This is a genomic window from Streptomyces changchenzhani, assembly GCF_039766235.1.
GTDB lineage: Bacteria > Actinomycetota > Actinomycetes > Streptomycetales > Streptomycetaceae > Streptomyces.
This window is the reverse complement of the sequence record NZ_JBDHNH010000002.1, coordinates 22,142-47,292: the sequence shown is the minus strand read 5'-3', so window position 1 is coordinate 47,292 and position 25,151 is coordinate 22,142. Positions and strand designations below refer to the sequence as shown.

Sequence of the window (25,151 nt, the reverse complement as noted above, 5' to 3'; positions counted from 1 at the left end):
TGGTTACGATCCGGAGCGGCCCGGTAACGGTGTGTCCCGCCCGGACGGATCCGGCGGCGCACTGTGTCACTGGAGGTGGTGCGGTCCGGCCCGCGCGCCCCGGCGCACTTCGCTCCGCCGACTCCTGATCGTCGTATGTCAAGTGAATCGCGCCTGGCTGCGGGGTAGTTCATTCGAAGGGGTGGCGAATGGTGGCGTTTCCGGGATCGCCCTCGCCGGAGGGGTGATCGTAGGATTACTTTCAGTACACGAACCTCGGATACAGGCACGCATTCGGGTATGCCGGAGGCAACCCGTTTTCCTGTTCGAGGGGGCGCATCCTCCGGACAGCGGGCCACAACTCACGGCATTCTGTTAGGGGTTCGTGCAAAAGAGGATTGAGCGGGATGGGGGCTTCCAGTGAGCGGCAGCGGCGCAGGCGGTATGAACGCTGAAAAGCGCCCGAACGAGCAGCTGGGCTCGTGGTTCGCACGCAGCGGCTGGTCCAAGGGAGAGCTCGCACGCCAAGTCAACCGCAGAGCACGACAGATGGGCGCCCACCACATCAGCACGGACACCTCACGGGTCCGCCGCTGGCTGGACGGCGAGCAGCCGCGCGAGCCGATCCCGCGCATCCTCTCCGAGCTCTTCTCCGAGCGCTTCGGCAGCGTTGTCGCCGTGGAGGACCTCGGCCTGCGCTCCGCCCACCAGTCGCCCTCGGTGTCCGGCGTCGACCTGCCCTGGGCGGGCCCCCAGACGGTCGCGCTGCTCAGCGAGTTCTCGCGCAGCGACCTGATGCTCGCGCGGCGCGGTTTCCTCGGGACCTCACTGGCGCTGTCCGCGGGCCCCGCGCTCATCGAGCCCATGCAGCGCTGGCTGGTGCCCGCCCCGCCCGGCGAGCCCGGACACCCGGAGCCGGCGGCCGCGTCGCGGCGGCCGTCACGGCTCTCGGGCCCCGAGCTGGACCTGCTGGAGTCCACGACCATGATGTTCCGCCAGTGGGACGCCCAGTGCGGCGGCGGCCTGCGGCGCAAAGCCGTCGTCGGACAGCTCCACGAAGTGACCGACCTGCTCCAGGAGTCGCAGCCCGCGGCCACCTCCAAGCGGCTCTTCAGGTGCGCGGCGGAGCTGGCGGAGCTGGCCGGCTGGATGAGTTACGACGTGGGCCTGCAGCCCACCGCGCAGAAGTACTTCGTCCTCGCCCTGCACGCCGCCAAGGAAGCGGGCGACAAGCCGCTCGGCTCGTACGTCCTGTCCAGCATGAGCCGTCAGATGATCCACCTCGGCCGCCCCAACGACGCCCTGGAACTCGTCCACCTCGCTCAGTACGGCAGCAGGGACTGCGCCACCCCCAGGACCCAGGCCATGCTGTATGCGATGGAGGCCCGCGCGTACGCGAACATGGGCCTGCCCAGCAAGTGCAAGCGGGCCGTCCGGATGGCCGAGAACACCTTCGAGGACTCCGGCCTGGACGGCGAACCCGAGCCCGACTGGATCCGCTTCTTCTCCGAGGCCGAGCTCAACGGGGAGAACGCGCACTCCTACCGCGACCTGGCCTATGTGGCCGGTCGCAGCCCGACCTACGCCTCACTGTCCGAGCCGGTGATGCAGCGCGCCGTTGACCTCTTCGGCAAGGACTCGGAGCACCAGCGGTCGTACGCACTCAACCTCATCGGCATGGCCACCGTGCATCTGCTCAAGAGGGAGCCCGAGCAGTCCGTGGTGCTGTCGGGGCAGGCGTTGAGTGTCGCCCGGAGTGTGCGCTCCGAGCGCGTCAACAACCGGCTCCGCAAGACGGTCGATACGGCAGCCAGGGACTTCGGCGACATCGCCGAAGTCGTCGATCTGACCGATCAGCTCGCCGCACAGCTGCCCGAAGCCGCCGAAGCGGTCTGAACAGCGGCGCACCGACGCCGACCGCGACAGCCACCCCGTACAGCCCGACTCGGCTCCCCCGCGCCAGGTCAGCGGGTGACTGTCGCGGCCGGTTCCTGACGTACCCGGGCGCGGGCCGCTCCGATGAGGGCAGAGGGTATCCGCGTCACTCGAATGCGACCCCGGAGTTCATTCGTACGTAACACGTGGGACCTCTTCGTCACTGTGGCGAAACATCGTGCGGCACTGACCGAAACGGCGCTGGGCCAACCTCAGGGCGCATAACCGGCCCACCCCTTTCTTGCCGTACAGGCCAACAGGCTCCGCCCCCGCACGGGCCGCACCGACGACGAGGAGACGCCGATGCCTCCAGGCATCACGACGCTTGCCGCAGACGCCCCAGAGCTGTCTGCCGCCAATACCGGCTTCATGCTCATCTGTTCCGCCATGGTGATGCTGATGACGCCTGGCCTGGCCTTCTTCTACGGAGGCATGGTCCGCGTCAAGTCGACGCTGAACATGCTCATGATGAGCTTCATCAGCCTCGGGATCGTCACGATCCTGTGGGTGCTCTACGGGTTCAGCCTCACCTTCGGCACCGATATCGGATCCTTCATCGGCTGGTCCTCGGACTACGTCGGTCTGAGCGGCATCGGAGTCACCGAACTCTGGGGCGGCTACACCATCCCGGTCTATGTCTTCGCCGTATTCCAGCTGATGTTCGCGGTGCTCACCCCCGCTCTCATCAGCGGTGCGCTGGCCGACCGGGTGAAGTTCACCGCCTGGGCGCTGTTCATCGCCCTGTGGGTCACCGTCGTCTACTTCCCGGTCGCGCACTGGGTGTGGGCCGAGGGCGGCTGGCTCTTCGACATGGGCGTCATCGACTTCGCGGGCGGCACCGCCGTCCACATCAACGCGGGTGCGGCCGCCCTCGGCGTGATCCTCGTCATCGGCAAGCGCGTCGGGTTCAAGAAGGACCCGATGCGCCCGCACAGCCTGCCGCTGGTGATGCTCGGCGCCGGTCTGCTGTGGTTCGGCTGGTTCGGCTTCAACGCCGGCTCCTGGCTGGGCAACGACGACGGCGTCGGCGCGGTGATGTTCGTCAACACCCAGGTCGCGACCGCCGCGGCGATGCTCGCCTGGCTCGCGTACGAGAAGCTCCGCCACGGCTCCTTCACCACCCTCGGCGCCGCATCCGGCGCGGTCGCGGGCCTCGTCGCCATCACCCCGTCCGGCGGCTCCGTCAGCCCGCTCGGTGCCATCGCGGTCGGTGCCATCGCCGGTGTGCTGTGCGCCATGGCCGTCGGCCTGAAGTACAAGCTCGGATACGACGACTCCCTGGACGTCGTCGGCGTCCACCTCGTCGGCGGCGTCGTCGGCTCGCTCCTCGTCGGCTTCTTCGCCACCGGCGGTGTCCAGTCCGACGCCAAGGGCCTCTTCTACGGCGGCGGGCTCGACCAGCTCGGCAAGCAGGCCGTCGGAGTCTTCGCGGTCCTGGCCTACTCTCTGATCGTCTCCGCTGTCCTCGCGTTCGCCATCGACAAGACGATGGGCATGCGGGTCGACGAGGACGTCGAGGTCGCGGGCATCGACCAGGTCGAGCACGCGGAAACGGGCTACGACTTCAGCGGAGCCGGCGGCGGCTCGGCCACCCGAACGGCCGTCCACGCCCCGGGCCAGACCGACACGGCCGGAGCCGGGCCGAAGACCAAGAAGGTGGACGCATGAAACTCATCACCGCAGTCGTCAAGCCGCACCGGCTCGACGAGATCAAGGAGGCGCTCCAGGCCTTCGGTGTCCAGGGGCTGACGGTCACCGAGGCCAGCGGGTACGGCCGCCAGCGCGGTCACACCGAGGTCTACCGCGGCGCCGAGTACACCGTCGACCTCGTACCGAAGATCCGTATCGAGGTGCTGGTCGAGGACAGTGACGCCGAAGGGCTCATCGAAGTGGTGGTGAAAGCCGCCCGTACGGGCAAGATCGGCGACGGCAAGGTGTGGAGCGTCCCCGTCGAGACGGCGGTTCGGGTGCGGACCGGCGAACGTGGCCCGGACGCTCTTTAGGACCTTCGGAGGATCTCCTGGGGCTTCCACTCGTTGGGCCTGCGGAGGACCTCGTAGAACGAAAGCGTGAACGGGAGCTGCTGGGTGACGAGCGTTGAAGTGAGCACCGGAACTGAAGACTCGGGACCCAGCGGCTACGCGGCGGCCCGGCTGCGACTTCTCCAGGAGAAGACGCAGTCCGGGCCGCCGCGCCGTACCGGGCTCGCCCGGCTGACCGACGAGTGGCTGGAAGCGCTGTTCAGCACGGCGGCACGGTCGGCCGGCGTACGGGGAGCCGCTCTGGTCGCCGTCGGCGGCTACGGCCGCGGCGAGCTCTCGCCCCGCAGTGACCTCGACCTGTTGCTCCTGCACGACGGCAACGCCGAGAAGGGCGCCATCGCCGCGCTCGCGGACCGCGTCTGGTACCCCGTCTGGGACCTCGGCCTGGACCTCGACCATTCCGTACGGACCCCCGCGGAGGCCCGCAGGACGGCGGGCGAGGACCTCAAGGTGCAACTCGGCCTGCTCGACGCCCGCCATGTGGCCGGCGACCTGGGGCTCACCGCCGGGATGCGCACAGCCGTACTCGCCGACTGGCGCAACCTCGCCCCCAAACGCCTGCCCGAACTCCACGAACTGTGCCAGGACCGGGCCGCACGCCAGGGCGAACTCCAGTACCTCCTGGAGCCCGACCTCAAGGAGGCGCGGGGCGGACTGCGGGACGCCACCGTGCTGCGCGCCGTCGCTGCCTCCTGGCTCGCCGACGCCCCGCGTGAGGGCCTCGACGCGGCGCGGCGCAAGCTCCTGGACGTACGCGACGCACTGCACCTGACCACCGGCCGCGCCACCGACCGCCTCGCCCTCCAGGAGCAGGACCAGGTCGCCGCCGAACTCGGCCTGCTCGACGCCGACACCCTCCTGCGGGAGGTGTACGAGGCGGCCCGCACCATCTCGTACGCCAGCGACGTCACCTGGCGCGAGGTGAACCGGGTGCTGCGCGCCCGCTCCGTGCGCCCCCGGCTGCGCGCCATGCTCGGCAACAGGCCCGCCAACGACCGCACCCCCCTCGCGGAGGGCGTGGTCGAGCAGGAGGGTGAGGTGGTGCTCGCCCGCACCGCGCGCCCCGAACGCGACCCCGTGCTCCCCCTGCGGGCAGCCGCCGCGGCGGCGCAGTCCGAGCTGCCGATGTCCATGCACGCCGTACGGCGCATGGCCGCCACCGCACGCCCCCTGCCCGTGCCGTGGCCGGCCGAGGCCCGCCAGGAACTCATCACGCTGCTCGGCGCCGGGCAGGCGACCATCGGGGTGTGGGAGGCGCTGGAGGCGGAAGGGCTGATCACCCGGCTGCTGCCGGACTGGGAGCGGGTGCGCTGCCGCCCGCAGCGCAACGCCGTACACACCTGGACCGTCGACCGGCACCTGGTGGAGACCGCGGTGCAGGCCTCCTCACTGACCCGCCGGGTCGGCCGCCCCGACCTGCTGCTGATCGCCGCCCTCCTGCACGACATCGGCAAGGGATGGCCGGGGGACCACTCGGTCGCCGGCGAGATCATCGCCCGCGACGTCGCCACCCGGATCGGCTTCACCAGCCAGGACGTCGAGGTGATCGCCACGCTCGTACGCCACCACCTCCTCCTCGTCGAGACCGCCACCCGTCGCGACCTGGACGACCCGGCCACCGTCCGGGCCGTCGCCGACGCCGTCGGCACCACAGGCACCCTGGAACTGCTGCACGCCCTCACCGAGGCCGACGCGCTGGCCACCGGGCCCGCCGCCTGGTCCACCTGGCGCGCCTCACTGGTCACCGACCTGGCGAAGCGGGTCGGCGCCGTGCTGGCCGGCGAGGCACCCGCAGTGCCCGAGCAGCCCGTCGTCCCCAGCGCCGAGCAGGAGCGCCTCGCCATCGAGGCCTTCCGCACCGGCGGCCCCGTCCTGTCGCTGCGCGCCCAGACGGAGGGGCCCGCCGCGGAGGAGGGCGACGCACCACAGCCGCTCGGCGTCGAGCTGCTGATCGCCGTACCCGACCAGCCCGGGGTGCTCCCGGCCGTGGCCGGCGTCCTCGCGATGCACCGGCTGACCGTACGCACGGCGGAGCTGCGGACCGCCGAGCTGCCCGACCCGGTGGCCGCCGACGGCAAGGCGCCCTCGGCGGTGCTGCTGCTCGACTGGCGGGTCGCCGCCGAGTACGGCTCGCTCCCGCAGGCCGCCCGGCTGCGCGCCGATCTCGTACGGGCCCTGGACGGCTCGCTGGACATCCCGGGGAGGCTCGCGGAGCGCGAGAAGGCGTACGCGAAGAACCCGCGCCGCCGGGGCTCCCATGCCCCGCCGCCGCGCGTGACGGTGGCGTCGGCGGGCTCCGAGGTCGCGACGGTGATCGAGGTGCGCGCGCAGGACGCCCCGGGGCTGCTGTACCGCATCGGCCACGCCCTGGAGGCCGCTTCGGTGCTGGTGCGCAGCGCGCATGTGTCGACGCTGGGCGCGAACGCGGTCGACGCGTTCTATGTGACGACCCCGCAGGGGGACCCCCTGCCGGGCGCCGTGGCCGCGGAGTTGGCACGGGTGATGGAGGACCAGCTGCGTTAGCAGCCCCGGCATTGTCCTGATCCGGGCTCCCGCCCCGTCGCTGTTCGACGGGCGGGAGCCGCTTGTGTTGCCGGGGCGGATACCCTGGAGTGCGACTCGTCCGCCCGCCCCCGACCCGAGGATCCGCGACCGCCGTGTTCGATACTCTTTCCGACCGCCTCGCAGCGACATTCAAAAGCCTCCGGGGCAAGGGCCGCCTTTCCGAGGCGGACATCGACGCCACGGCCCGTGAGATCCGTATCGCGCTGCTCGAAGCGGATGTCGCGCTGCCGGTCGTGCGTGCGTTCATCGTCCGGATCAAGGAGCGCGCCGCAGGCTCCGAGGTCTCCACGGCGCTGAACCCGGCCCAGCAGGTCATCAAGATCGTCAACGAGGAGCTCGTCGGCATCCTCGGCGGCGAGACCCGTCGGCTGCGCTTCTCCAAGAACCCGCCCACCGTGATCATGCTCGCGGGTCTCCAGGGCGCCGGTAAGACGACCCTCGCGGGAAAGCTCGGCCTCTGGCTCAAGGGCCAGGGCCACTCCCCGATCCTCGTCGCCTGCGACCTCCAGCGCCCCAACGCCGTGACCCAGCTGAGCGTGGTCGCCGAGCGCGCCGGCGTCGCGGTCTACGCGCCGGAGCCGGGCAACGGTGTCGGTGACCCGGTCAAGGTCGCCAAGGACTCGATCGATTACGCCAAGAACAAGCAGCACGACATCGTCATCGTCGACACCGCGGGCCGCCTCGGTATCGACGAGGAGCTGATGCGGCAGGCCGCGGACATCCGCGACGCCGTCAGCCCCGACGAGATCCTGTTCGTCGTCGACGCGATGATCGGTCAGGACGCGGTCAACACCGCGGAGGCCTTCCGCGACGGCGTCGGCTTCGACGGCGTGGTGCTGTCCAAGCTCGACGGTGACGCACGCGGTGGTGCGGCGCTGTCGATCGCCGAGGTGACCGGCCGTCAGATCATGTTCGCCTCCAACGGCGAGAAGCTGGACGACTTCGACGCGTTCCACCCGGACCGCATGGCATCGCGCATTCTCGGCATGGGCGACATGCTCTCGCTCATCGAGAAGGCCGAACAGACCTTCAGCCAGCAAGAGGCCGAAGCGATGGCGGCCAAGCTGGCGAAGGGCCCCAAGGAGTTCACGCTCGACGACTTCCTGTCCCAGATGGAGCAGGTCCGCAAGATGGGCTCCATCTCCAAGCTGCTCGGCATGATGCCCGGCATGGGGCAGATCAAGGACCAGATCCAGAACATCGACGAGCGCGACGTGGACCGTACTGCCGCGATCATCAAGTCGATGACACCGGCGGAGCGCCACGACCCGACGATCATCAACGGCTCGCGCCGGGCCCGCGTCGCCAAGGGCTCGGGCGTCGAGGTCAGCGCCGTGAAGAACCTGGTGGAGCGGTTCTTCGACGCCCGCAAGATGATGTCGAAGATGGCGCAGGGCGGCGGCATGCCGGGCATGCCGGGGATTCCGGGCATGGGTGGTGGCCCCGGCCGTCAGAAGAAGCAGATCAAGCAGGCCAAGGGCAAGCGCAAGAGCGGCAACCCGATGAAGCGCAAGGCCGAGGAGCAGGCCGAGGCCGAGCGCCGCGAGCAGGCGGCTCAGGCGGGCGGCGCACCCGCGGAGAGCCCCCAGAACTTCGAGCTGCCGGACGAGTTCAAGAAGTTCATGGGCTGACGCCCCTTCCCTTCCCATGCTTGTACGTTCTTACGTCCCTGTGGGCGCCCCCTTCTGGAAGGAGCGGGCGCCCACAGGGCGTTCGGTGCACCGGAGTCAGGGACCTCGGACTCAGGGCGTACGTGCGATCAGATACCGGAACACGTTCGGCATCCAGACGGTCCGGTCCCGCCGCACATACGGATGGAGTGCTTCGGCCAGCTCCTTCTCGACCTGCGCCGGATCGGTGGCCCGTATCGCCGCGTCGAAGAGCCCCGTCGACAGCAGGCCCCGTACGGCGCTCTCCGTGTCGGCGTAGCCGAAGGGGCACGCCACCCGGCCCGAGCCGTCCGGCTTGAGCCCGGCCCGTGCGGCCACGTTCTCCAGGTCGTCCCGGTGCGCGGGCCGCCAGGCGCCGCCCGTGCTGCGCAGGGTGTCCGTCAGCCGGGAAGCCACCCGAAGGACGGCCGAGGTGGCGCAGCGCTCCGGTGGGCCCCAGCCCACCAGGATCACCGCACTGCCCCGCTCGGCGAGCGGCAGCGAGTCTTCGAGTGCGGGCGCGAGCCCCTCCGAGTCCCCGGCGGCGCAGCCGAGCGGCTCGAAGGCCGTGACGAGGTTGTACGCCGGGTCGGCGGGGTCCTTGCCCTCCACGGAACCGCAGTCGAACAGCTGGGCGAGCCTGGCCGGATCGTCCTCGGCGGCACCGCTCCTGGCGCCGTCCGGCAGTAGACGTTCGCGGGCCAGAGCGACCCGTTCGCGATCGGCGTCGACGCCTGTCACACAGGCGCCACGGGACGCCGCGATCAGCAGGGCGAGGCCCGACCCGCAGCCAAGGGCGAGCAGCCGGGTGGCGGGGCCTACCTCAAGCCGCTCGTACACCGCTTCATACAGCGGCACCAGCATCCGTTCCTGGATCTCGGCCCAGTCGCGGGCGCGCGCGCCCGTCGGGGGGGCCGAGGCCGCGTTCGGGTGGTGCTGGACGAGCGTTGGTGTCATCGAAAGCGCCCCAATCCGCCGAGAGGTCATGTCATGCCCTGATTGGCATCCCCCGTGTGCGTGCGCTCGTACATCCCCCGTATGCCAGGGAACTGCGCATCCGTCCCCAAGTCCAGAGGTTGTATGGCAATGCTTGTGTGCCCCGGTTGTGCGCCCCCGCGCCGGAGCAGATCCACCTTCAAGAGTGCCGCCGGTTCGTGATTCCCGCCACGGCAGGGACGCTCGGGCGGGCCGCGGTCGCGCGGTGTCCGGCCCGCTCCGGCGCGGGGCGGTACCGGACGCCGGCGGCCCGCCCGATACTGTCGCCGTCGTGGTCCGCGCCCACCGGGGCCGCTGCCGATCCCCGGGGCGACAACCGCCCCCTCCCGCACCAACTGATGTCCCGGCGTGCGGGCATTGGCTACGCGCCGGGGCGTACGCGCGGGTACGTACCGGCTTGGACTGAGCTGCGCGAGTTCTCCGCAAATCAGCGCACCCGCCCTCGTCGGGATGCATCAATGGCAACTGACTGGTACGTGCAAATTATTTGGGATGCCCCGGAATAGGAACACCGGGGCACCTCGGCTCGTTGTCACGACGTGAGCACGACACCACCTGTTCTCGCCGCAGAGCTGGCACAGGCATGGGCCGATATTCAGCGGTACCACGCCGAGCTGCCGGATCTAGCCGCGCCCGAGTCCCTGATCGGAGAGTCTTCGTCCGCCTGCGGCCCGAAGCTCTCCTTCGAACGACTGCTGCACGAGGCAGTCCACGGCATCGCCGCCGCACGGGGCGTCCGTGACACCTCGCGTGCCGGCCGCTACCACAACCGCAGATTCCTCGCGATCGCCGAGGAGCTCGGGCTCGACCACCCGGAGGAGCCACACCCGAGCAGCGGCTTCTCGCTGGTCTCGCTCAACCCGGAGGCGAAGCGACGCTACCGGCCCACCATCGAGCGGCTCCAGCGTGCCCTGAAGGCACACACGGTCGCGACGACCTCGGACACCAAGCGCACCTTCCGCGGACCGGCCGCCCGGCACGGTTCGTCCGGGGGCGGGGTGCGGGTCAAGGCCGTGTGCGACTGTGGACGCAATGTCCGCGTCGTTCCGTCGGTCCTGGCCCAGGCCCCGATCGTCTGCGGCGGCTGCGGCAAGCCGTTCCGTATCCCCGAGGTAGTGGTCGCGGCGAGCTGACCTCTTTCTCGCCGCTGCCGCGCCCGCGCCCCCCGTACCGGAGGGCGATGTCGGTCGGGTGATGCCGCGCCGCAGGTGTGTGGCACAATGGCTAGCTGTACTCGACAGTCGCACAGGACCCCTCTCTCCTCCGGCTGACGCGTCCATCGGGCACCCCGAGTACCGCAACCCCACGTGGCATCTTGTTGTGCCCAACCACGTCAATTCCAGGAGAGACCACTCCAGTGGCAGTCAAGATCAAGCTGAAGCGTCTGGGCAAGATCCGTTCGCCTCACTACCGCATCGTCGTTTCCGACTCCCGCACCCGCCGTGATGGCCGGGCGATCGAGGAGATCGGCCTGTACCACCCGGTGCAGAACCCCTCGCGCATCGAGGTCAACGCGGAGCGTGCGCAGTACTGGCTGTCCGTCGGCGCGCAGCCGACCGAGCCCGTGCTCGCCATCCTGAAGCTCACGGGCGACTGGCAGGCGCACAAGGGCCTTCCCGCCCCGGCCCCGCTGCTCATGCCGGAGCCGAAGGCTGACAAGCGCGCGCTGTTCGAGGCTCTCACCAAGGACGCCGCGGACGAGCCCAAGGGTGAGGCCATCACCCCCAAGGCGAAGAAGGCCGAGAAGAAGGCGGACGAGCCTGCTGAGGACGCAGCGTCCCCGGCGGCCGCCGCTGAGCCGACCGAGGCCTGATCATGCTCGAGGACGCTCTCGAGCACCTCGTGAAGGGCATCGTCGACAACCCCGGCGATGTGCAGGTCGCCTCGCGTGACCTGCGTCGTGGGCGTGTGCTCGAAGTCCGGGTGCACCCCGACGACCTCGGTAAGGTGATCGGCCGTAACGGCCGCACCGCACGCGCCCTGCGCACTGTCGTGGGCGCCATCGGTGGCCGTGGTATCCGCGTCGACCTCGTCGACGTGGACCAGGCGCACTGAAGTATTGAGCGTTACCGGCACGGGCCGGGGAGGGCTTCGGCCCGCCCCGGCCCGTAGTCGTCTGCGGAGCAATGCCGCAGGCACACGACAGGAGAGACAAGAGTGCAGCTGGTAGTCGCGCGGATCGGCCGCGCCCACGGAATCAAGGGCGAAGTCACCGTTGAAGTACGTACGGACGAGCCGGAGCTGCGGCTCGGGCCCGGCGCCGTACTCGCCACGGACCCCGCATCGACCGGGCCCCTGACGGTCGAGACCGGCCGGGTGCACAGCGGCAGGCTGCTGCTGCGCTTCGAGGGCGTCAAGGACCGTACGGGCGCCGAGGCGCTGCGCAATACGCTCCTGATCGCGGACGTGGACCCGGAGGCGGTGCCGGAGGACGACGAGGAGTTCTACGACCACCAGCTGATGGACCTCGACGTGGTCCTGGAGGACGGCACGGACGTCGGTCGCATCACCGAGATCCTGCACCTCCCGTCCCAGGACCTCTTCGTCGTGGCACGGCCCGACGGCAGCGAGGTGATGATCCCCTTCGTCGAGGAGATCGTCAGCGAGATCGACCTGGAGGAGCAGCGGGCCGTCATCACCCCGCCGCCCGGTCTGATCGACGGCGGCCCGGCCGAGAACGAGGCCGGCGAAGAGGCTGACCACGAGGCCGACGACGAGGCCGACGCGGCGGAGCCCGAGGACAAGGCCACGCCGGAGGACAGGGCAGTGCCGGAGGACAAGGGCTGATGAGGCTCGACGTCGTCACGATCTTCCCCGAGTACCTGGAGCCGCTGAACGTCTCGCTCGTCGGCAAGGCACGCGCGCGTGGCCAGCTCGACGTACACGTGCACGATCTGCGGGAGTGGACCTACGACCGGCACAACACGGTCGACGACACCCCCTACGGCGGCGGTCCCGGGATGGTCATGAAGACCGGCCCGTGGGGCGCCGCGCTCGACGAGGCGCTGGCGAGCGGCTACGAGTCCGGCGCGCACGGCCCGGTCCTCGTCGTGCCCACGCCCAGCGGCCGGCCCTTCACCCAGGAGGTCGCGGTCGAGCTGTCCGAGCGCCCCTGGCTGGTCTTCGCGCCCGCGCGCTACGAGGGCATCGACCGCCGGGTCATCGACGAGTACGCGACCAGGATGCCCGTGTACGAGGTGTCCATCGGGGACTACGTGCTGGCCGGCGGCGAGGCCGCGGTGCTGGTGATCACCGAGGCGGTGGCCAGGCTGCTGCCCGGCGTCCTCGGCAACGCCGAATCGCATCGCGACGACTCCTTCGCACCCGGCGCCATGGCCAACCTCCTCGAAGGCCCCGTTTACACCAAGCCGCCCGAGTGGCGCGGGCGTGACATCCCGGACGTCCTGGTCAGCGGGCACCACGGGAAGATCGCGCGGTGGCGGCGGGACGAGGCGCTGCGTCGTACGACCGTCAACCGGCCGGATCTGATCGAGCGTTGCGACCCGGCCGCCTTTGACAAGCACGACCGGCAGATGCTGAGCATTCTCGGCTGGCAGCCGGGGGCCGACGGCCGATTTGGGCGCAACCCCGAAGCCGTGGAAGAATAGGCCGCTGCTGTGTGTCCGGCGTGCGCCCCTGCCACAGGGGGAACGACGCCCGCCCGATACGGACAGCACCCCGAATACTTCTCTAGACATACCGCTCGATGACCTGTGGCATCGGCGCGAAGAAAGCAGCCAACATGGCAAGCCTGCTCGACGAAGTGAACGCCGCATCGCTGCGTACCGACCTGCCGGCCTTCCGTCCCGGTGACACCGTGAACGTCCACGTTCGCGTCATCGAGGGCAACCGCTCGCGTGTGCAGCAGTTCAAGGGCGTTGTCGTCCGCCGTCAGGGTGCCGGCGTCAGCGAGTCCTTCACGGTCCGCAAGGTCTCCTTCTCCGTCGGTGTCGAGCGCACCTTCCCGGTGCACAGCCCGATCTTCGAGAAGATCGAGCTCGTCAGCCGTGGCGCCGTCCGTCGCGCGAAGCTGTACTACCTCCGTGAGCTGCGCGGCAAGGCCGCGAAGATCAAGGAGAAGCGCGACCGCTGATCGCACCACAGGCGCCCTGGGACCGGCCGGATAGGCTCAGGTCCCGATGGACACCGAAGGACACGTCTCGGAGCGCGACCGCTCCTCCACCCCTGAAGCGGGGGAGGGAGAGGGGTCGCGCTCCGTGCGTTTTCTGCATGCCCCGTGGCGCAGGCCCGCTCTGCTCGGCCTCGTCTGCGCGTCCTTTCTGCTGCTGTTCAGCTCCTTCGTACTGCAGCCCTTCCTGATTCCGAGCGGCTCCATGGAGCCCACGTTGAACATCGGGGACCGGGTACTCGTCAATAAGGTGGCGTACCGTTTCGGTTCTGTACCGCAGCGCGGTGATGTGATCGTGTTCGACGGCACCGGGTCCTTCGTACAAGAGGAGCCGGCCGGGAACCCGGTCACCGGGCTGGTGCGGTGGGCGGCTGCGGCCGTGGGACTGGCCGAGCCCGCCGAGACCGACTACATCAAGCGCGTGGTGGGCGTGGGGGGCGACCGTGTCGTGTGCTGCGACAAGCGGGGGAGGGTCGAGGTGAACGGCCGACCGGTGGACGAGAAGTACCTGCATCCGGGCGACGCTCCGTCGCAGGTCCCGTTCGACATCGTCGTACCGCAGGGCACGCTGTGGGTCTTGGGCGACCACAGGTCGCACTCCCGGGACTCCCGTGACCACCTGGGGGAGCCGGGCGGCGGCATGGTGCCCGTCAACATGGTCATCGGGCGGGCCGACTGGATCGGCTGGCCGGTGGGCCACTGGACCTCGCTGGAGCGGTCGGACGCCTTCACGCATGTACGGGCGCCCGGACCGGTCGGGGCCCATGGGTAACCGCGGACGGGCCCGATCGGGCGGCCATCGGGCGGACACCCGGCTGCCGACGGGCACGCGTCCCACGAGTGGGCCCGTACTGCCGGGCCGCGCGGACCGGCGCAAGCTGGCGCTCAAGGTGAAGCGGCGGCGACGCAGGTCGGCCGTGAAAGAGATACCGATCCTCATAACCGTGGCACTGCTGATCGCGCTTGTGCTCAAGACGTTCCTGGTGCAGGCCTTCGTGATCCCGTCCGGCTCGATGGAGCAGACGATCCGGATCGGCGACCGGGTGCTGGTCGACAAACTGACGCCGTGGTTCGGGTCGCGTCCCGAGCGCGGCGATGTGGTGGTCTTCAAGGATCCCGGTGGCTGGCTGGAGGACGAGAAGACCGACATCAAGAACGATCCGGTCGGCGTCAAGCAGATCAAGGCCGCCCTGACCTTCATCGGGCTGCTGCCGTCCGAGGACGAACAGGACCTGATCAAGCGGGTCGTCGCGGTCGGCGGGGACACCGTGAGGTGCTGCGACAAGGACGGACGGGTCACCGTCAACGGCGTACCGCTCGCGGAACCGTATCTGAATCCGGGCGACCGTCCGTCCAGCCTCAAATTCGATGTCAAGGTGCCGGTCGGACGGCTCTTCGTGATGGGCGACCACCGGTCGAATTCGGCGGACTCCCGGTTTCACCTGGACGAGCAGTTCACCGGCACGGTCTCGGAGGAAGAGGTGGTGGGACGGGCTGTCGTCATCGCCTGGCCGTTCTCGCACTGGCGGCAGTTGGAGGAGCCCGGGACGTACGCCTCGGTGCCTGACCCGCGCGCCGCGGCGACGTCGGCCCTCGGCCCGTCGAATAGGGTGGCGTCTCAGGATCTGAACGCGATGATCCGGCTCCCGACCCCTGCGGAACTCCCGCTCGTTATGGGAGTGGTGGGTCTGCGCCTCCTCTGGCGTGGGCAGTGGCACGGAGTGAGGAGTGGATGTGGGGGATTTGGCGGTCGGCGCACGATCCGGACGCGACGAGCCCGAGGATCGGCCAGAGTCACCCGCGGCCGCGGCAGATGAGGTGCGCGACGCGGAGTACGCGGGCGGCACCGCGGACCGGGCTCCGGGGTTCGACGACGGCACGGCGGACAGTGGCGAGAGCGAAGGGCCCAAGAAGCCCCGTTCCTTCTGGAAGGAGCTGCCGCTGCTGGTCGGTATCGCGCTCCTGCTCGCGCTGCTGATCAAGACATTTCTGGTGCAGGCGTTCTCGATTCCTTCGGATTCGATGCAGGACACCCTGCAGCGGGGCGACCGGGTATTGGTCGACAAACTGACACCGTGGTTCGGCTCGGAGCCCGAGCGCGGCGAGGTCGTGGTGTTCCACGACCCGGGCGGCTGGCTGGACGACACCACGGTGTCCGACCCGAACGTCGTGCAGAAGTTCCTCAGCTTCATCGGCCTGATGCCGTCGGCGGAGGAGAAGGACCTGATCAAGCGGGTCATCGCGGTCGGCGGTGACACGGTCGAGTGCAAGAAGAACGGCCCGGTCCAGGTCAACGGCAAGGCGCTCGACGAGAAGTCGTACATCTTCCCCGGTGACACCCCGTGCAACGACGAGCCGTTCGGGCCGCTCAAGGTGCCCGACGGCCGGATCTGGGTGATGGGCGACCACCGGCAGAACTCGCTGGACTCCCGTTACCACCAGGAGCTCGACGGCGGTGGCACGGTCTCGGTCGACGAGGTCGTCGGACGCGCCATCGTGGTCGCCTGGCCGGTCAACCGCTGGTCGACGCTGCCGGTTCCCGGCACGTTCGACCAGTCCGGGCTGAATGTCGCATCGGCGGCGATGACCGTGGCGCCCGGCGCGCTGGGCCTCGCGGGCGCGGTGCCTCTGGTGCTCTGGCGCAGGCGGAAGCTGACCGGCGGGCGTACCGCCGGGTAGGGTGCCGCTCGGATCAGCGATTGCCGATCTCCGGAGTGGGGAGCGCTGGGATGAGCGGAACAGGACGTAAAGAAGACGGCCGCGGCCGGTTCGGCAACGTGTTGTCGGGCCTGGCCGTGGCCGTCGGCTGTGTGCTCTTCCTCGGCGGGTTCGCCTGGGGAGCTGTGGAGTACAAGCCGTACACGGTGCCGACCGATTCGATGACCCCGTCGGTCAAGGCGGGGGACCGGGTCCTCGCGCAGCGAATAGGCAGCGCCGATGTGCGCCGCGGAGATGTAGTGGTCTTCACCGACCCGCTGTGGGGCGATCTGCCGATGGTCAAGCGTGTGGTCGGCGTCGGCGGTGACAAAGTCACCTGCTGCGCCAAGAACGGCTGGCTCACGCTGAACGGCAAGCCCCTTGAGGAACCGTATCTGCAGGACGGGGAACCGGCCTCGGCCGCGCCCTTCACGTCCGAGGTGCCCAAGGGCCATCTCTTCCTGCTGGGTGACGAGCGGAGTACTTCGGTGGACTCGCGAGGGCACATCGGGGACGCCGCCAAAGGGACGGTGCCGGTCTCCAAGGTGAACGCGCGCGTGGACGCCATCGCCTGGCCCCTGGGCGGGATGCTCGACCGCCCGCAGAGCTACGAGGCGCTGCCAGGCGGGGCCTCGCGACCGGGACCGATCGTCCTGGTGTTGGCCGTGGTGGTGACGGGCATGATGCTGATCTTCGGTGGATCGGCGTACGGACCGATCGCGCAGCGGGTCCGGCGGCGGAAGGCGAAGGCAGCGAAATCAGCGAAGACGGCCCGTGCCGGTGGGCGGTGATCCGAGCATGGGCGGGGATCCGAGCACGGGCGGTGATGTGGGAGTGAGTGCGGGAGCGGGAGTGAGCGGTGCGCCGGGGGCGCCCCTGCGGCAGGTCGCGCGGGTGATCCTGCTCGACCCGGAGGACCGAGTCCTGCTGATGAACGGGTACGAGCCGGACGATCCGGCGAATACCTGGTGGTTCACGCCGGGCGGTGGCCTGGAGGGTGACGAGACCAGGGCGCAGGCCGCACTGCGCGAGGTCGCCGAGGAGACGGGCATCACGGAGGTCGAGCTCGGCCCCCTGCTGTGGCAGCGCATCTGCTCGTTCCCGTTCGACGGGCGGCGCTGGGAACAGGACGAGTGGTTCTATCTGGCCCGTACGACGCGGACGAAGACCGTGATGGACGGGATGACCGGACTGGAGCGACGGAGCGTCGCCGGGTTGAGGTGGTGGACCTCCGCCGAACTGTCCGCGACGCGTGAGACGGTGTATCCCATCAAGCTCGCCGGGCTGCTGCGTACGCTGCTCGACGAAGGTCCTCCAAGTACGCCGATGGTCTTGGCCCCGGAAGTCGCATAGGGGCGCACGGGGCTGGCGCACGCTGAGGGGACGCAAGGCTGAAGGGGAACATGCCATGAGCGCCGAGGACCTCGAGAAGTACGAGACCGAGATGGAGCTGAAGCTCTACCGGGAGTACCGCGATGTCGTCGGTCTGTTCAAATACGTGATCGAGACCGAGCGGCGCTTCTACCTCACCAATGACTACGAGATGCAGGTGCACTCGGTGCAGGGTGAGGTTTTCTTCGAAGTTTCCATGGCGGATGCCTGGGTCTGGGACATGTACCGGCCGGCCAGGTTCGTCAAGCAGGTGCGGGTGCTCACGTTCAAGGACGTGAATATCGAGGAGCTCAACAAGAGCGATCTCGAACTTCCGAGTGGCTGAGGTCCGGATGACTGAGGCCTGGGTGCCTGAGGTCCGGGTGACTGAGTTTTCCACAACCGGCCAGTTGTCCACCAAGATCCACTAGTTGGCGGAGTTCGCGGCACATTCGGTTCCGGAGGTGGAACCGAATGAACGCGAAGAATGCGACAGGGGCACTCGGCCGGTACGGCGAGGAGCTGGCGGTCCGCAGGCTGACCGAGGGCGGCATGACCGTCCTGGAGCGCAACTGGCGCTGCCGTGCCGGGGAGATCGACATCGTCGCCCGGGACGGCGACGCGCTGGTCATCTGTGAGGTCAAGACCCGCAGAGCGGGCCCGTTCGAGCACCCGATGGAAGCCGTCAAGCCCGTCAAGGCACAGCGGTTGCGCCATCTCGCCGAGCGCTGGACGCAGGAGCACGGCGGGCCGCCGCCGGGCGGGGTGCGCATCGACCTCATCGGGGTGGTGCTGCCGCGGCGCGGGGCGCCGGTCGTCGAGCATGCGCGGGGGGTGGCCTGATGGGATTCGCGCGTACGTGCTCGGTGGCGCTCGTCGGGGTCGAGGGCGTGGTGGTGGAGGTCCAGGCGGACCTGGAGCCCGGGGTGGCGGCCTTCTCGCTGGTGGGGCTGCCGGACAAGAGCCTGACCGAGAGCCGGGACCGGGTGCGGGCGGCGGTGGTGAACTCGGGCGCCGACTGGCCGCAGAAGAAGCTCACCGTGGGGCTCAGCCCGGCCTCCGTGCCCAAAAGTGGCAGTGGATTTGATATTGCTGTTGCCATGGCTGTCCTGGCGGCCGCGGAGCGCATCGATCCCCGGGAGATCGCCGATCTGGTGATGATCGGGGAGCTGGGGCTGGACGGCCGGGTCCGACCGGTGCGCGGTGTGCTGCCCGCGGTCCTCGCCGCGGCCGAGGCCGGGTACCACCAGGTCGTCGTGCCGGAGCAGACGGCGGCGGAGGCCGCGCTGGTGCCGGGGATCTCGGTGCTGGGTGTGCGCAGCCTGCGCCAGCTCATCGCCGTACTGACTGGCGCGGAGGTGCCGGAGGAGGAACAGCGGGAGAAGGGGCGGCCGGACGCCATACTGTCCGGGCTCATGGTGCCCGGCGCGGGGGCGGGCACCGGATTGGCCGTCGGTGACGGCGAGGGCAACGGACCCGACCTCGCGGATGTCGCCGGGCAGAGCGGGGCGCGCACGGCCCTGGCGGTCGCGGCGGCGGGCCGGCACCATCTGCTGTTGCACGGGCCGCCGGGTGCGGGCAAGACGATGCTGGCCGAGCGGCTTCCCTCGATTCTGCCGCCGCTGACCAGGCAGGAGTCGCTGGAGGTGACCGCGGTTCACTCGGTGGCGGGCATCCTGCCACCGGGCGAGCCACTGGTCAGGACGCCGCCCTACTGCGCCCCGCACCATTCGGCGACGATGCAGTCGCTCGTCGGCGGGGGCAACGGGCTGCCGAGGCCGGGGGCTGTTTCGCTCGCCCACAGGGGTGTGCTCTTTCTTGACGAGGCACCGGAATTCAGCGGCCGCGCTCTGGACTCGCTGCGCCAGCCGCTCGAATCGGGACACGTGGTGGTGGCGCGCAGCGCGGGAGTGGTGCGGCTGCCCGCACGGTTCCTGATGATCCTGGCTGCCAATCCGTGCCCTTGTGGCCGTCACACCCTGCACGGGGTGGGATGCGAGTGCCCGCCGTCGGTGATCCGCAGATACCAGGCACGGCTGTCGGGACCCCTCCTCGACCGGGTGGATCTGCGGGTCGGAGTCGAGCCGGTGCAGCGCGCCGACCTGATGGGGCAGGGCGGGCGCGGCGATTCCACGGAGAAGGTCGCGGGGCGCGTGCGCGAAGCAAGAGAGCGGGCGGCGGCGCGGCTCGACGGCACCCCGTGGACGACCAACAGCGAAGTGCCGGGTCATGAACTGCGCACCCGCTGGCAGGTCGCCCCCGGCGCTCTCGGCGCTGCCGAACGCGACATGGAACGCGGGCTGCTAACGGCCCGTGGTCTCGACCGGGTGCTGCGCGTCGCCTGGACCGTCGCAGATCTGGCCGGCTGCGACCGGCCCGATGTGCGGCACGTTGATCTGGCGCTGGAGCTGCGCACCGGGATCGCGCGTGGCGCATCGGAGCTGATCGGAGTCGGCTCATGAGGCTGCGGCGTGGATCACCCGGACGCGAGGGCGCAGCCGGACGCCGGGTCGGATCCTTCGGGCGCCGGGGCGGAGGTGGCCGGTGAGCGCGGCGGTGGGGGAGGCCGAGCGGCTGGCCCGCGCGGCGTTGACCCGGGTCATCGAGCCCGGGGATGAGGTCGGCGGGCGGTGGCTGCGGGAGTTCGGGGCGGTGGAGTTGATGCGCAGGCTCACCTCGGACGGGCCCGAGGCGATGGGCCGGGCGGTGGATCGGGGGCCGGGGCCCACCGACGGCCGGGTGGTGGGCCACGCGGCGGCCGGGGGTGCCGATGGAACAGGGAGCGGAAGAGCAGAGAGGGAGACAGAGCGGGAAACAGGGAGCGGGATCGAAGGTGCCCGTGCGGTGGCGGGCGCGGCGCTGACCGGGGTGAGCGAGCATCGGCTCGGCGGCTTCCGGGCGCGGGCGGCGGCAGCCGAGCCCGCACGGGACCTCGCGGCCGTTGCCGCGGTCGGAGGCCGTTTCGTCTGCCCGGACGACCAGGAATGGCCCCGCCAGCTCGACGACCTGGGCGACGCCAGACCGATCGGGTTGTGGGTGCGGGGGCGGCCCCAGCTGCGCATATGGGCGCTGCGCTCGGTCGCCGTCGTAGGAGCCAGGGCCTGCACGCCCTACGGGGCGCACATGGCGGCGTCGCTGGCCACCGGGCTCGCGGAGCGCGGCTGGGTGGTGGTCTCCGGAGCCGCGTTCGGCGTCGACGGCGCCGCCCACCGCGGGGTGCTGGCTGCGGGTGGGGCGACCGTCGCGGTACTGGCCTGCGGCGTAGACGTCGTCTACCCGCGCGGGCACGCGGAGTTGATCGGCCGCATCGCGGAACAGGGCCTGGTCATCGGGGAGTTGCCGCCCGGCAGCCACCCGACGCCCAGCCGGTTCATCCTCAGGAACCGGGTGATCGAGCCTTCTCTGGGGGTCCCAGCGGATGCCGTGCTTGTGAAGCTCACATTGGTGCAGCTCAACGCTGGTGTAGAAGAGCCTAGCCATTGCAACAGGTGTGGTGCTATCCCCGGATCGGGTGATTCTGATGTTGTGCCTGAACGCGGTGGTGGCCCCGCCGAAGGCGGGGCCACCGAGTCGGAACCGGACTGGCGCTTGGTCAGCGTGGCTGGGGTTGGTTCAAGGCTCGCGTGAGTTCGCGGTTCGCGGCCCGAGCGGCTTCCAGTTCCTCTGTTCTGTCCTCCAACTCGCCGCTGGTGTCGGCGAGTTCTTGTTCCAGCAGGGTGACGCGGCGCTGGAGGTCGTCGATGTCGGTAGGCGTTGCGAGTCCGGACGCCTCCCAGACTCGCTCGCCGAGCTCGGTCGATAGACGCTTCTCGAGCTGCCGGACTCGTGCGGCAAGGCGTTTGTTGCGCTCCAGAGCGTTGGCGAGGTCGGTCTGGAGCGAGACTCGGCTGACGGCCGCCACTCTGCCGTCCTCGACCGGAGTGCTGGCAGCGACGTGGAGGCGTTCGAGCAGGTCGCGGTGGCGATAGAGGAAGGTCCGGTCGACGCGCGCGGCTCTGGCGAGCCCGGAGACCGTGAGGTCGCCCCCACTCTTCACGGCCGCATCCAGGGCCTTGATGACCCGTTCCCGGCGCCGGGCCGAGTCGGCCTTCTTCCCCTCGATCATGGATGTCATGTGGCGGACCCTCCGCCGCGGTAGTCGGGCAGTTCTGGCCGCACTCGGGGCATGCCGAGTGAGATGACTCGCCGGCTGCGGCGGAGCACGGTGACGGCTTCCTCGATCTGCATTTTGTCTTCCTCGGTGAGTTCCCCGAGTTGCTCCTTGACGCGTTTGATCAGGCGGCGGACGCGCGTGATCTCCTCGTCGGACGGCATCGCCTCGGCCTTTGCCCAGGAGTCGGCGGTGAAGGCTGCCAGTCGCTCCCGGCCGCGCAGGAGATCGGCGAGGTATGCCTCCAGGTCGGGGAGGTAGGACACGTCGGTGCGGAAGTGTTCGCAGCCGACGCAGCGGAACCGGACGGGGCAGTCTTCGCCGCCGGCGGAGACGTTGCTCGGTTCGGTGCAGAGCCCGTAGGGAACCTGTACTTCGCCGACGCCCCGGCGGGCGTGCTCGGACTCCAGTAGGGTCTCGGCCTGACGCCAGATCCGGTTACCCTTCCGGTCGAACTGCATGGCAGTGACCCGGTTGACGGCCTCGCGGCGGCGCTTGTCACTAACCCGGTAATACCGTTGAGTCGTGTCGAGTCGCCGGTGATCCATCAAAACCCTGAGCACGTCAGGCGCCACGTTCTTGTCCGCGTGGCGCTGGGCGTAGGTATGCCGGTAGGCGTAGAGGTAGATCTTCGACTTGTCGAAGGGCAGCATCTTCTTGACTCGCTTGCCGTCCTCCTCCACGACGACGGGGACCGAGATCTCCGGCAGGGTGGCGACCCATGCTCGGTGGACTTCGCCGATCCAGGCGCTGCTGATGGCCTTGGCGCCGTTCGGGTTGGCCACCGGCGAGGGAAGGAGAGCGAGCTCCTTGCGTGGGGTGTTGGGGAACCGTGCGAGGGTCCGCTTCTGCTGGGTGATGATCAAGGCAGCGGTCGCCGCGGCGATCGGAAGACGGCGGTCCTTGCGCAGGGACTTGTGGTTGTCATAAATCAGCTCTGGATTGCCGTCGCCATCCCGTCCCAGGCACTCCAGGGGCAGGGAGGAGATTTCGTCGGGGCGGCGGCCGGTGTCGATGAGGAGTTCCGTCGCCGTCCGGCTGAGCTGGTGACCGTTCGGGTCGAGACTGTCCAGGTGCTGGCAGAGCTGACGCATCACCTCGACCGGGAGGTCGCGTCCGGCGTCGTCGTCCTCGTCGTACTCGGGCACGTCCTCTTCTCGGAGGGCGAAGTTGTCGGGGAGGCCGTGCAGGAGCTGTCCGGGCTGGGTCAGCCCCAGGGTTCTCATGCGGGTGAGCAAGCGTCGGACGTTGCGAGCGTCCCAGTACCGATGCAAGACCGAGATCTCGCCTTGGAGCTGAAGGAACAGCAGACGGTTGAGGAAGAGAACGATGTCGTCCCTGCCCAGAAGGCGTGGATCGCGCCCGTCGTCGTCCCGGTTCAGGCGCAGGCTCTTGGAGAGCATGGCGATGGACCTGATCTGGCGCTGAAGGGGGGCGATGGGTTTCTTCCCTCTCCGGCGGGGGAGATCGTCGATCGCCCACTGCTGGACGGCCTTGCGCAGCCACTGCTGAGAGATGTCCTCGAAGTGGAGGAATCCCCTGTCCAGCCCGAAGGCGGCTCCGTCCCAGGTGTCCTTGTGCCGTTCGGTCTCGGCCGACAAACCGAAGCGGTCGAGGTGCTTGAGGAAGCCGATAGCCATCCGCTTGCCGCTCAACTTCATCGGACCGGGATCGAGCTCCTTGATCGACGACAGCTGCTGAGCCCGGACGGCATCGACAAGCGGACGAAGCTCCTGATCTTTCTGCTTGACTCCCTTGGCGTTGCGGTCTTGCAGGCAGTAGAGAACTTCGGCGACCACTTGGTCGGGCAGGCCGCGCAGGCTGACGACGCCGTGCTCGACCACCGCCGGCGCGGTCCGGTGCCAGAACTCGACGTCCTCCAGCCTGCCGGTGCGGCGCAGAATGTTGCGTGTCTGGCGGTGCGGCGGGCAGTACTCGGCGTTGGCGCGGTCCCGGTAGCAGGCAGCGACCACGCAGGGTCCGAGGCTCTCGAACGGCTGCAGGCCCGGCAGCTGGAGGAACTTCTCGATCGTCAGGCGATGGATCTTCTGCTGCTGGTAGCAGTGCGCGTCGCAGAGAGCCTGGCGAATCGTTCGACGGGGCCGGGCGCATCCAGGCACCAGGCAGGGCTGGGTGCCGATCGACCGCCAGTTGTACTTGGCCGTGGCCACGAACTCCTCCAGCGGCTGCCCGGACTCCTTCATCCTCCTCTCGCAGCCCCGGCAAAGGGCCCGCTCACGAGGGGTGTAGGCCATCTTGTCGCAGCCCTCGACGGGACAGATCCGGCTGCCGAACAGCGGGTGGGAGCGCGGGAAGGTGACGATTCGGACGGATGGATCCCAGCCGATGAGCTGGAGGAACTCCTCCGTCACTTCCCTCATCAGAGTCTCGTCGGGCGTCGGCCCCGGCTCCGGCAACGCGATCGTCGCTGTGGTCACCGGTCCCCCTCCACGAACTCGCGCGGAGAGGGAACCCGCTCGACCGCGTCCCGGAGCCTCGACGGCTTGGGGTGCAGGTAGGGGCGGGCCGACTCCGGGTTCTTCTGACCCAGGAGGGCCTGGACTTCGTCCAGGCTGCCGCCGGCATCGGCCACGTTGCTGGCCATCGCGTGCCGGCCCATGCGCGGCGTGACCATCCGGCCCAGACCCGCTCGCCGGGCCAGGGACTCGCAGAGCTCACCGATCGCGTCCGTGGTGATCGGTGAGCCGTGGGGAGGGCGGAAGAGGTTGACGAGCAAGAAGTCACTGCCGCCCGAGCCCAGTACTTCGTGCCGTTCCAGGGCGTACTGGTCGAACGCCATCACCACCAGATGGTCCACCGGCATGGCCCACGACTTCTTGGACTTCGACCAGGCGCCGTTCTCGTTCTGCCGTCGCGTGACGTGAACGTGGGCGCCCTCGACCGAGCACCCCAGGGCCCGCGAGTCCATCATCAGGTGAGGATCGTTGCGGTGCAGCCCGGCGACCTGCCCCGGCCGCAGACCGACACGGGTGAGGAGTAGCAAGGTCAGCCGGTCACGGGCAGAACGACAGGCCAGGAACATCGCCACGACCTCCTCGTCGCTGGCCCGGTCGATGTCCGTCTCCGGCTCCTGGACGCTGTGCCTGGCCCTCATCCGATAGCGCATGCCCCCGCTCTCAGCTCGGGCAACCTCGGGCAGGTCCAGGTCGTCCCCGATCTCATAGAGCTGTTCCAACACCCAGGCCGAGACCGCCTTGTTCGCCACTGCATGTAGCAGGAACATCCGCACCGCGGTGAGCACCTTGTTGATCCGGATCTCACCCCGTACCGGCTTCGACCCTGGCCCTGGCACCACGACCTGACGCGAACCACCCCTGCCTGGCGTCCACTTCAGCCAGATCATGAACAGACCCATGTCCCGGGCCGCGGTCCGCCAGTCGCGCCGGGTGAGCAGGCACCACAGCAGAAACAGGCAGATGCCCTCCGCGTACGCCTTCGTCGTCGTCTCCGCACGACCACGCGCCAAGCGCAGTTCCTGCAGGAAGCGATCCGGCTCCTCGACGACGCCCAAGTCGTCGTCCACCACGGTCCAGTACCGGGTGCCCGACGGGAGCACCACAGGGAATGCACGCACTTCTACTCCTTCTCCATGACTCGATCAGCACGACCAGCCACAG

At 69.4% G+C, this 25,151-nt stretch carries 24 protein-coding genes; 20 read left to right on the top strand and 4 right to left on the bottom strand.

From position 1 onward, the window contains the following. Window positions 1–399 precede the first annotated feature (399 nt). From nsdA to ffh, 5 genes are all read left to right on the top strand, one after another. Entirely contained in the window at window positions 400–1,875 is a 1,476-nt protein-coding gene (nsdA, locus tag ABCR94_RS08415) for a transcriptional repressor NsdA (RefSeq protein WP_347118560.1), read from the top strand. Window positions 1,876–2,217: 342 nt separating this feature from the next. Beyond that, window positions 2,218–3,582, top strand: coding sequence for an ammonium transporter (locus ABCR94_RS08410; RefSeq protein WP_347118559.1), 1,365 nt, complete (start codon window positions 2,218–2,220; stop codon window positions 3,580–3,582). Further along, window positions 3,579–3,917 carry a P-II family nitrogen regulator gene (locus tag ABCR94_RS08405; RefSeq protein ID WP_347118558.1) on the top strand — a complete coding sequence of 113 codons (339 nt, stop codon included), beginning with the start codon at window positions 3,579–3,581 and terminating at the stop codon, window positions 3,915–3,917. Before ABCR94_RS08410 ends, ABCR94_RS08405 begins: the two co-directional genes overlap by 4 nt. Before the next feature lie 84 nt (window positions 3,918–4,001). Next, window positions 4,002–6,479: a [protein-PII] uridylyltransferase gene (locus ABCR94_RS08400; RefSeq protein ID WP_347118557.1), complete on the top strand. Its 2,478-nt coding sequence runs from the start codon at window positions 4,002–4,004 to the stop codon at window positions 6,477–6,479. Between the two features lie 134 nt (window positions 6,480–6,613). Continuing rightward, entirely contained in the window at window positions 6,614–8,152 is a 1,539-nt protein-coding gene (gene ffh, locus ABCR94_RS08395; protein ID WP_347118556.1) for a signal recognition particle protein, read from the top strand. Window positions 8,153–8,263: 111 nt separating this feature from the next. Here ffh and ABCR94_RS08390 read toward each other — a convergent pair whose 3' ends face one another. Then, the gene (locus tag ABCR94_RS08390; RefSeq protein ID WP_347118555.1) at window positions 8,264–9,127 is read right to left on the bottom strand and encodes a methyltransferase domain-containing protein; all 864 of its coding nucleotides are present in this window, start codon (window positions 9,125–9,127) and stop codon (window positions 8,264–8,266) included. A gap of 578 nt (window positions 9,128–9,705) precedes the next feature. Between ABCR94_RS08390 and ABCR94_RS08385 the strand changes: the two genes are divergently transcribed. The 15 genes from ABCR94_RS08385 to ABCR94_RS08315 all read left to right on the top strand — a co-directional run bounded on the left by ABCR94_RS08385 (window position 9,706) and on the right by ABCR94_RS08315 (window position 20,990). After that, a complete protein-coding gene (locus ABCR94_RS08385; RefSeq protein ID WP_347118554.1) occupies window positions 9,706–10,299 on the top strand; it encodes a hypothetical protein in 594 nt (197 codons plus the stop codon). A gap of 224 nt (window positions 10,300–10,523) precedes the next feature. Further along, on the top strand, window positions 10,524–10,979 hold the full coding sequence (rpsP, locus tag ABCR94_RS08380; RefSeq protein WP_283515790.1) for a 30S ribosomal protein S16: 456 nt from the start codon (window positions 10,524–10,526) through the stop codon (window positions 10,977–10,979). A 2-nt stretch (window positions 10,980–10,981) separates the two neighbouring features. Then, a complete protein-coding gene (locus ABCR94_RS08375; protein ID WP_283515791.1) occupies window positions 10,982–11,221 on the top strand; it encodes an RNA-binding protein in 240 nt (79 codons plus the stop codon). Window positions 11,222–11,323: 102 nt separating this feature from the next. After that, the gene (gene rimM / locus ABCR94_RS08370; RefSeq protein WP_347118553.1) at window positions 11,324–11,953 is read left to right on the top strand and encodes a ribosome maturation factor RimM; all 630 of its coding nucleotides are present in this window, start codon (window positions 11,324–11,326) and stop codon (window positions 11,951–11,953) included. Beyond that, window positions 11,953–12,774 (top strand): tRNA (guanosine(37)-N1)-methyltransferase TrmD, encoded by an 822-nt coding sequence (trmD, locus tag ABCR94_RS08365; RefSeq protein WP_347118551.1) that lies wholly within the window; start codon window positions 11,953–11,955, stop codon window positions 12,772–12,774. The genes rimM and trmD overlap by 1 nt, the downstream gene beginning before the upstream one ends. Before the next feature lie 134 nt (window positions 12,775–12,908). Next, a complete protein-coding gene (gene rplS, locus ABCR94_RS08360; RefSeq protein WP_283515794.1) occupies window positions 12,909–13,259 on the top strand; it encodes a 50S ribosomal protein L19 in 351 nt (116 codons plus the stop codon). A 46-nt stretch (window positions 13,260–13,305) separates the two neighbouring features. Continuing rightward, window positions 13,306–14,067, top strand: coding sequence for a signal peptidase I (lepB, locus tag ABCR94_RS08355; protein ID WP_347118550.1), 762 nt, complete (start codon window positions 13,306–13,308; stop codon window positions 14,065–14,067). Beyond that, window positions 14,060–15,112 (top strand): signal peptidase I, encoded by a 1,053-nt coding sequence (lepB, locus tag ABCR94_RS08350; protein ID WP_347118549.1) that lies wholly within the window; start codon window positions 14,060–14,062, stop codon window positions 15,110–15,112. The genes lepB (ABCR94_RS08355) and lepB (ABCR94_RS08350) overlap by 8 nt, the downstream gene beginning before the upstream one ends. Beyond that, a complete protein-coding gene (gene lepB / locus ABCR94_RS08345) occupies window positions 15,039–15,974 on the top strand; it encodes a signal peptidase I (RefSeq protein ID WP_347119115.1) in 936 nt (311 codons plus the stop codon). The genes lepB (ABCR94_RS08350) and lepB (ABCR94_RS08345) overlap by 74 nt, the downstream gene beginning before the upstream one ends. 50 nt (window positions 15,975–16,024) lie before the next feature. Beyond that, on the top strand, window positions 16,025–16,783 hold the full coding sequence (gene lepB, locus ABCR94_RS08340) for a signal peptidase I (protein ID WP_347118548.1): 759 nt from the start codon (window positions 16,025–16,027) through the stop codon (window positions 16,781–16,783). 7 nt (window positions 16,784–16,790) lie between these two features. Beyond that, entirely contained in the window at window positions 16,791–17,345 is a 555-nt protein-coding gene (locus ABCR94_RS08335) for an NUDIX hydrolase (RefSeq protein WP_521976510.1), read from the top strand. A 55-nt stretch (window positions 17,346–17,400) separates the two neighbouring features. Further along, the gene (locus ABCR94_RS08330) at window positions 17,401–17,709 is read left to right on the top strand and encodes a DUF2469 domain-containing protein (RefSeq protein WP_003993268.1); all 309 of its coding nucleotides are present in this window, start codon (window positions 17,401–17,403) and stop codon (window positions 17,707–17,709) included. Window positions 17,710–17,837: 128 nt separating this feature from the next. Continuing rightward, window positions 17,838–18,206, top strand: coding sequence for a YraN family protein (locus ABCR94_RS08325; protein WP_347118545.1), 369 nt, complete (start codon window positions 17,838–17,840; stop codon window positions 18,204–18,206). After that, a complete protein-coding gene (locus ABCR94_RS08320) occupies window positions 18,206–19,825 on the top strand; it encodes a YifB family Mg chelatase-like AAA ATPase (RefSeq protein ID WP_347118543.1) in 1,620 nt (539 codons plus the stop codon). The genes ABCR94_RS08325 and ABCR94_RS08320 overlap by 1 nt, the downstream gene beginning before the upstream one ends. An 82-nt stretch (window positions 19,826–19,907) precedes the next feature. Further along, window positions 19,908–20,990, top strand: a complete 1,083-nt coding sequence (locus ABCR94_RS08315; RefSeq protein WP_347118541.1) for a DNA-processing protein DprA — start codon at window positions 19,908–19,910, stop codon at window positions 20,988–20,990. Here ABCR94_RS08315 and ABCR94_RS08310 read toward each other — a convergent pair. The 3 genes from ABCR94_RS08310 to ABCR94_RS08300 are packed head-to-tail and all read right to left on the bottom strand — an operon-like array spanning window position 20,956 to window position 25,108. After that, entirely contained in the window at window positions 20,956–21,477 is a 522-nt protein-coding gene (locus ABCR94_RS08310; RefSeq protein ID WP_347118540.1) for a DUF6262 family protein, read from the bottom strand. The two genes, ABCR94_RS08315 and ABCR94_RS08310, sit on opposite strands and share 35 nt — an antisense overlap. Continuing rightward, the gene (locus ABCR94_RS08305) at window positions 21,474–23,951 is read right to left on the bottom strand and encodes a site-specific integrase (RefSeq protein ID WP_347118538.1); all 2,478 of its coding nucleotides are present in this window, start codon (window positions 23,949–23,951) and stop codon (window positions 21,474–21,476) included. The genes ABCR94_RS08310 and ABCR94_RS08305 overlap by 4 nt, the downstream gene beginning before the upstream one ends. Further along, on the bottom strand, window positions 23,948–25,108 hold the full coding sequence (locus tag ABCR94_RS08300) for a tyrosine-type recombinase/integrase (protein ID WP_347118536.1): 1,161 nt from the start codon (window positions 25,106–25,108) through the stop codon (window positions 23,948–23,950). The genes ABCR94_RS08305 and ABCR94_RS08300 overlap by 4 nt, the downstream gene beginning before the upstream one ends. Window positions 25,109–25,151 lie beyond the last annotated feature (43 nt).

What these genes read in the sequence shown, in the direction of transcription:
- ABCR94_RS08410 (WP_347118559.1), top strand. Translation starts at nt 2,218, where the DNA reads ATGCCTCCAGGCATCACGACGCTTGCCGCAGACGCCCCAGAGCTGTCT.
- ABCR94_RS08405 (WP_347118558.1), top strand. Translation starts at nt 3,579, where the DNA reads ATGAAACTCATCACCGCAGTCGTCAAGCCGCACCGGCTCGACGAGATC.
- ABCR94_RS08390 (WP_347118555.1), bottom strand. Translation starts at nt 9,127, where the DNA reads ATGACACCAACGCTCGTCCAGCACCACCCGAACGCGGCCTCGGCCCCC.
- ABCR94_RS08375 (WP_283515791.1), top strand. Translation starts at nt 10,982, where the DNA reads ATGCTCGAGGACGCTCTCGAGCACCTCGTGAAGGGCATCGTCGACAAC.
- trmD (WP_347118551.1), top strand. Translation starts at nt 11,953, where the DNA reads ATGAGGCTCGACGTCGTCACGATCTTCCCCGAGTACCTGGAGCCGCTG.
- rplS (WP_283515794.1), top strand. Translation starts at nt 12,909, where the DNA reads ATGGCAAGCCTGCTCGACGAAGTGAACGCCGCATCGCTGCGTACCGAC.
- lepB (WP_347118550.1), top strand. Translation starts at nt 13,306, where the DNA reads ATGGACACCGAAGGACACGTCTCGGAGCGCGACCGCTCCTCCACCCCT.
- lepB (WP_347118549.1), top strand. Translation starts at nt 14,060, where the DNA reads ATGGGTAACCGCGGACGGGCCCGATCGGGCGGCCATCGGGCGGACACC.
- lepB (WP_347118548.1), top strand. Translation starts at nt 16,025, where the DNA reads ATGAGCGGAACAGGACGTAAAGAAGACGGCCGCGGCCGGTTCGGCAAC.
- ABCR94_RS08335 (WP_521976510.1), top strand. Translation starts at nt 16,791, where the DNA reads ATGGGCGGGGATCCGAGCACGGGCGGTGATGTGGGAGTGAGTGCGGGA.
- ABCR94_RS08330 (WP_003993268.1), top strand. Translation starts at nt 17,401, where the DNA reads ATGAGCGCCGAGGACCTCGAGAAGTACGAGACCGAGATGGAGCTGAAG.
- ABCR94_RS08325 (WP_347118545.1), top strand. Translation starts at nt 17,838, where the DNA reads ATGAACGCGAAGAATGCGACAGGGGCACTCGGCCGGTACGGCGAGGAG.
- ABCR94_RS08320 (WP_347118543.1), top strand. Translation starts at nt 18,206, where the DNA reads ATGGGATTCGCGCGTACGTGCTCGGTGGCGCTCGTCGGGGTCGAGGGC.
- ABCR94_RS08310 (WP_347118540.1), bottom strand. Translation starts at nt 21,477, where the DNA reads ATGACATCCATGATCGAGGGGAAGAAGGCCGACTCGGCCCGGCGCCGG.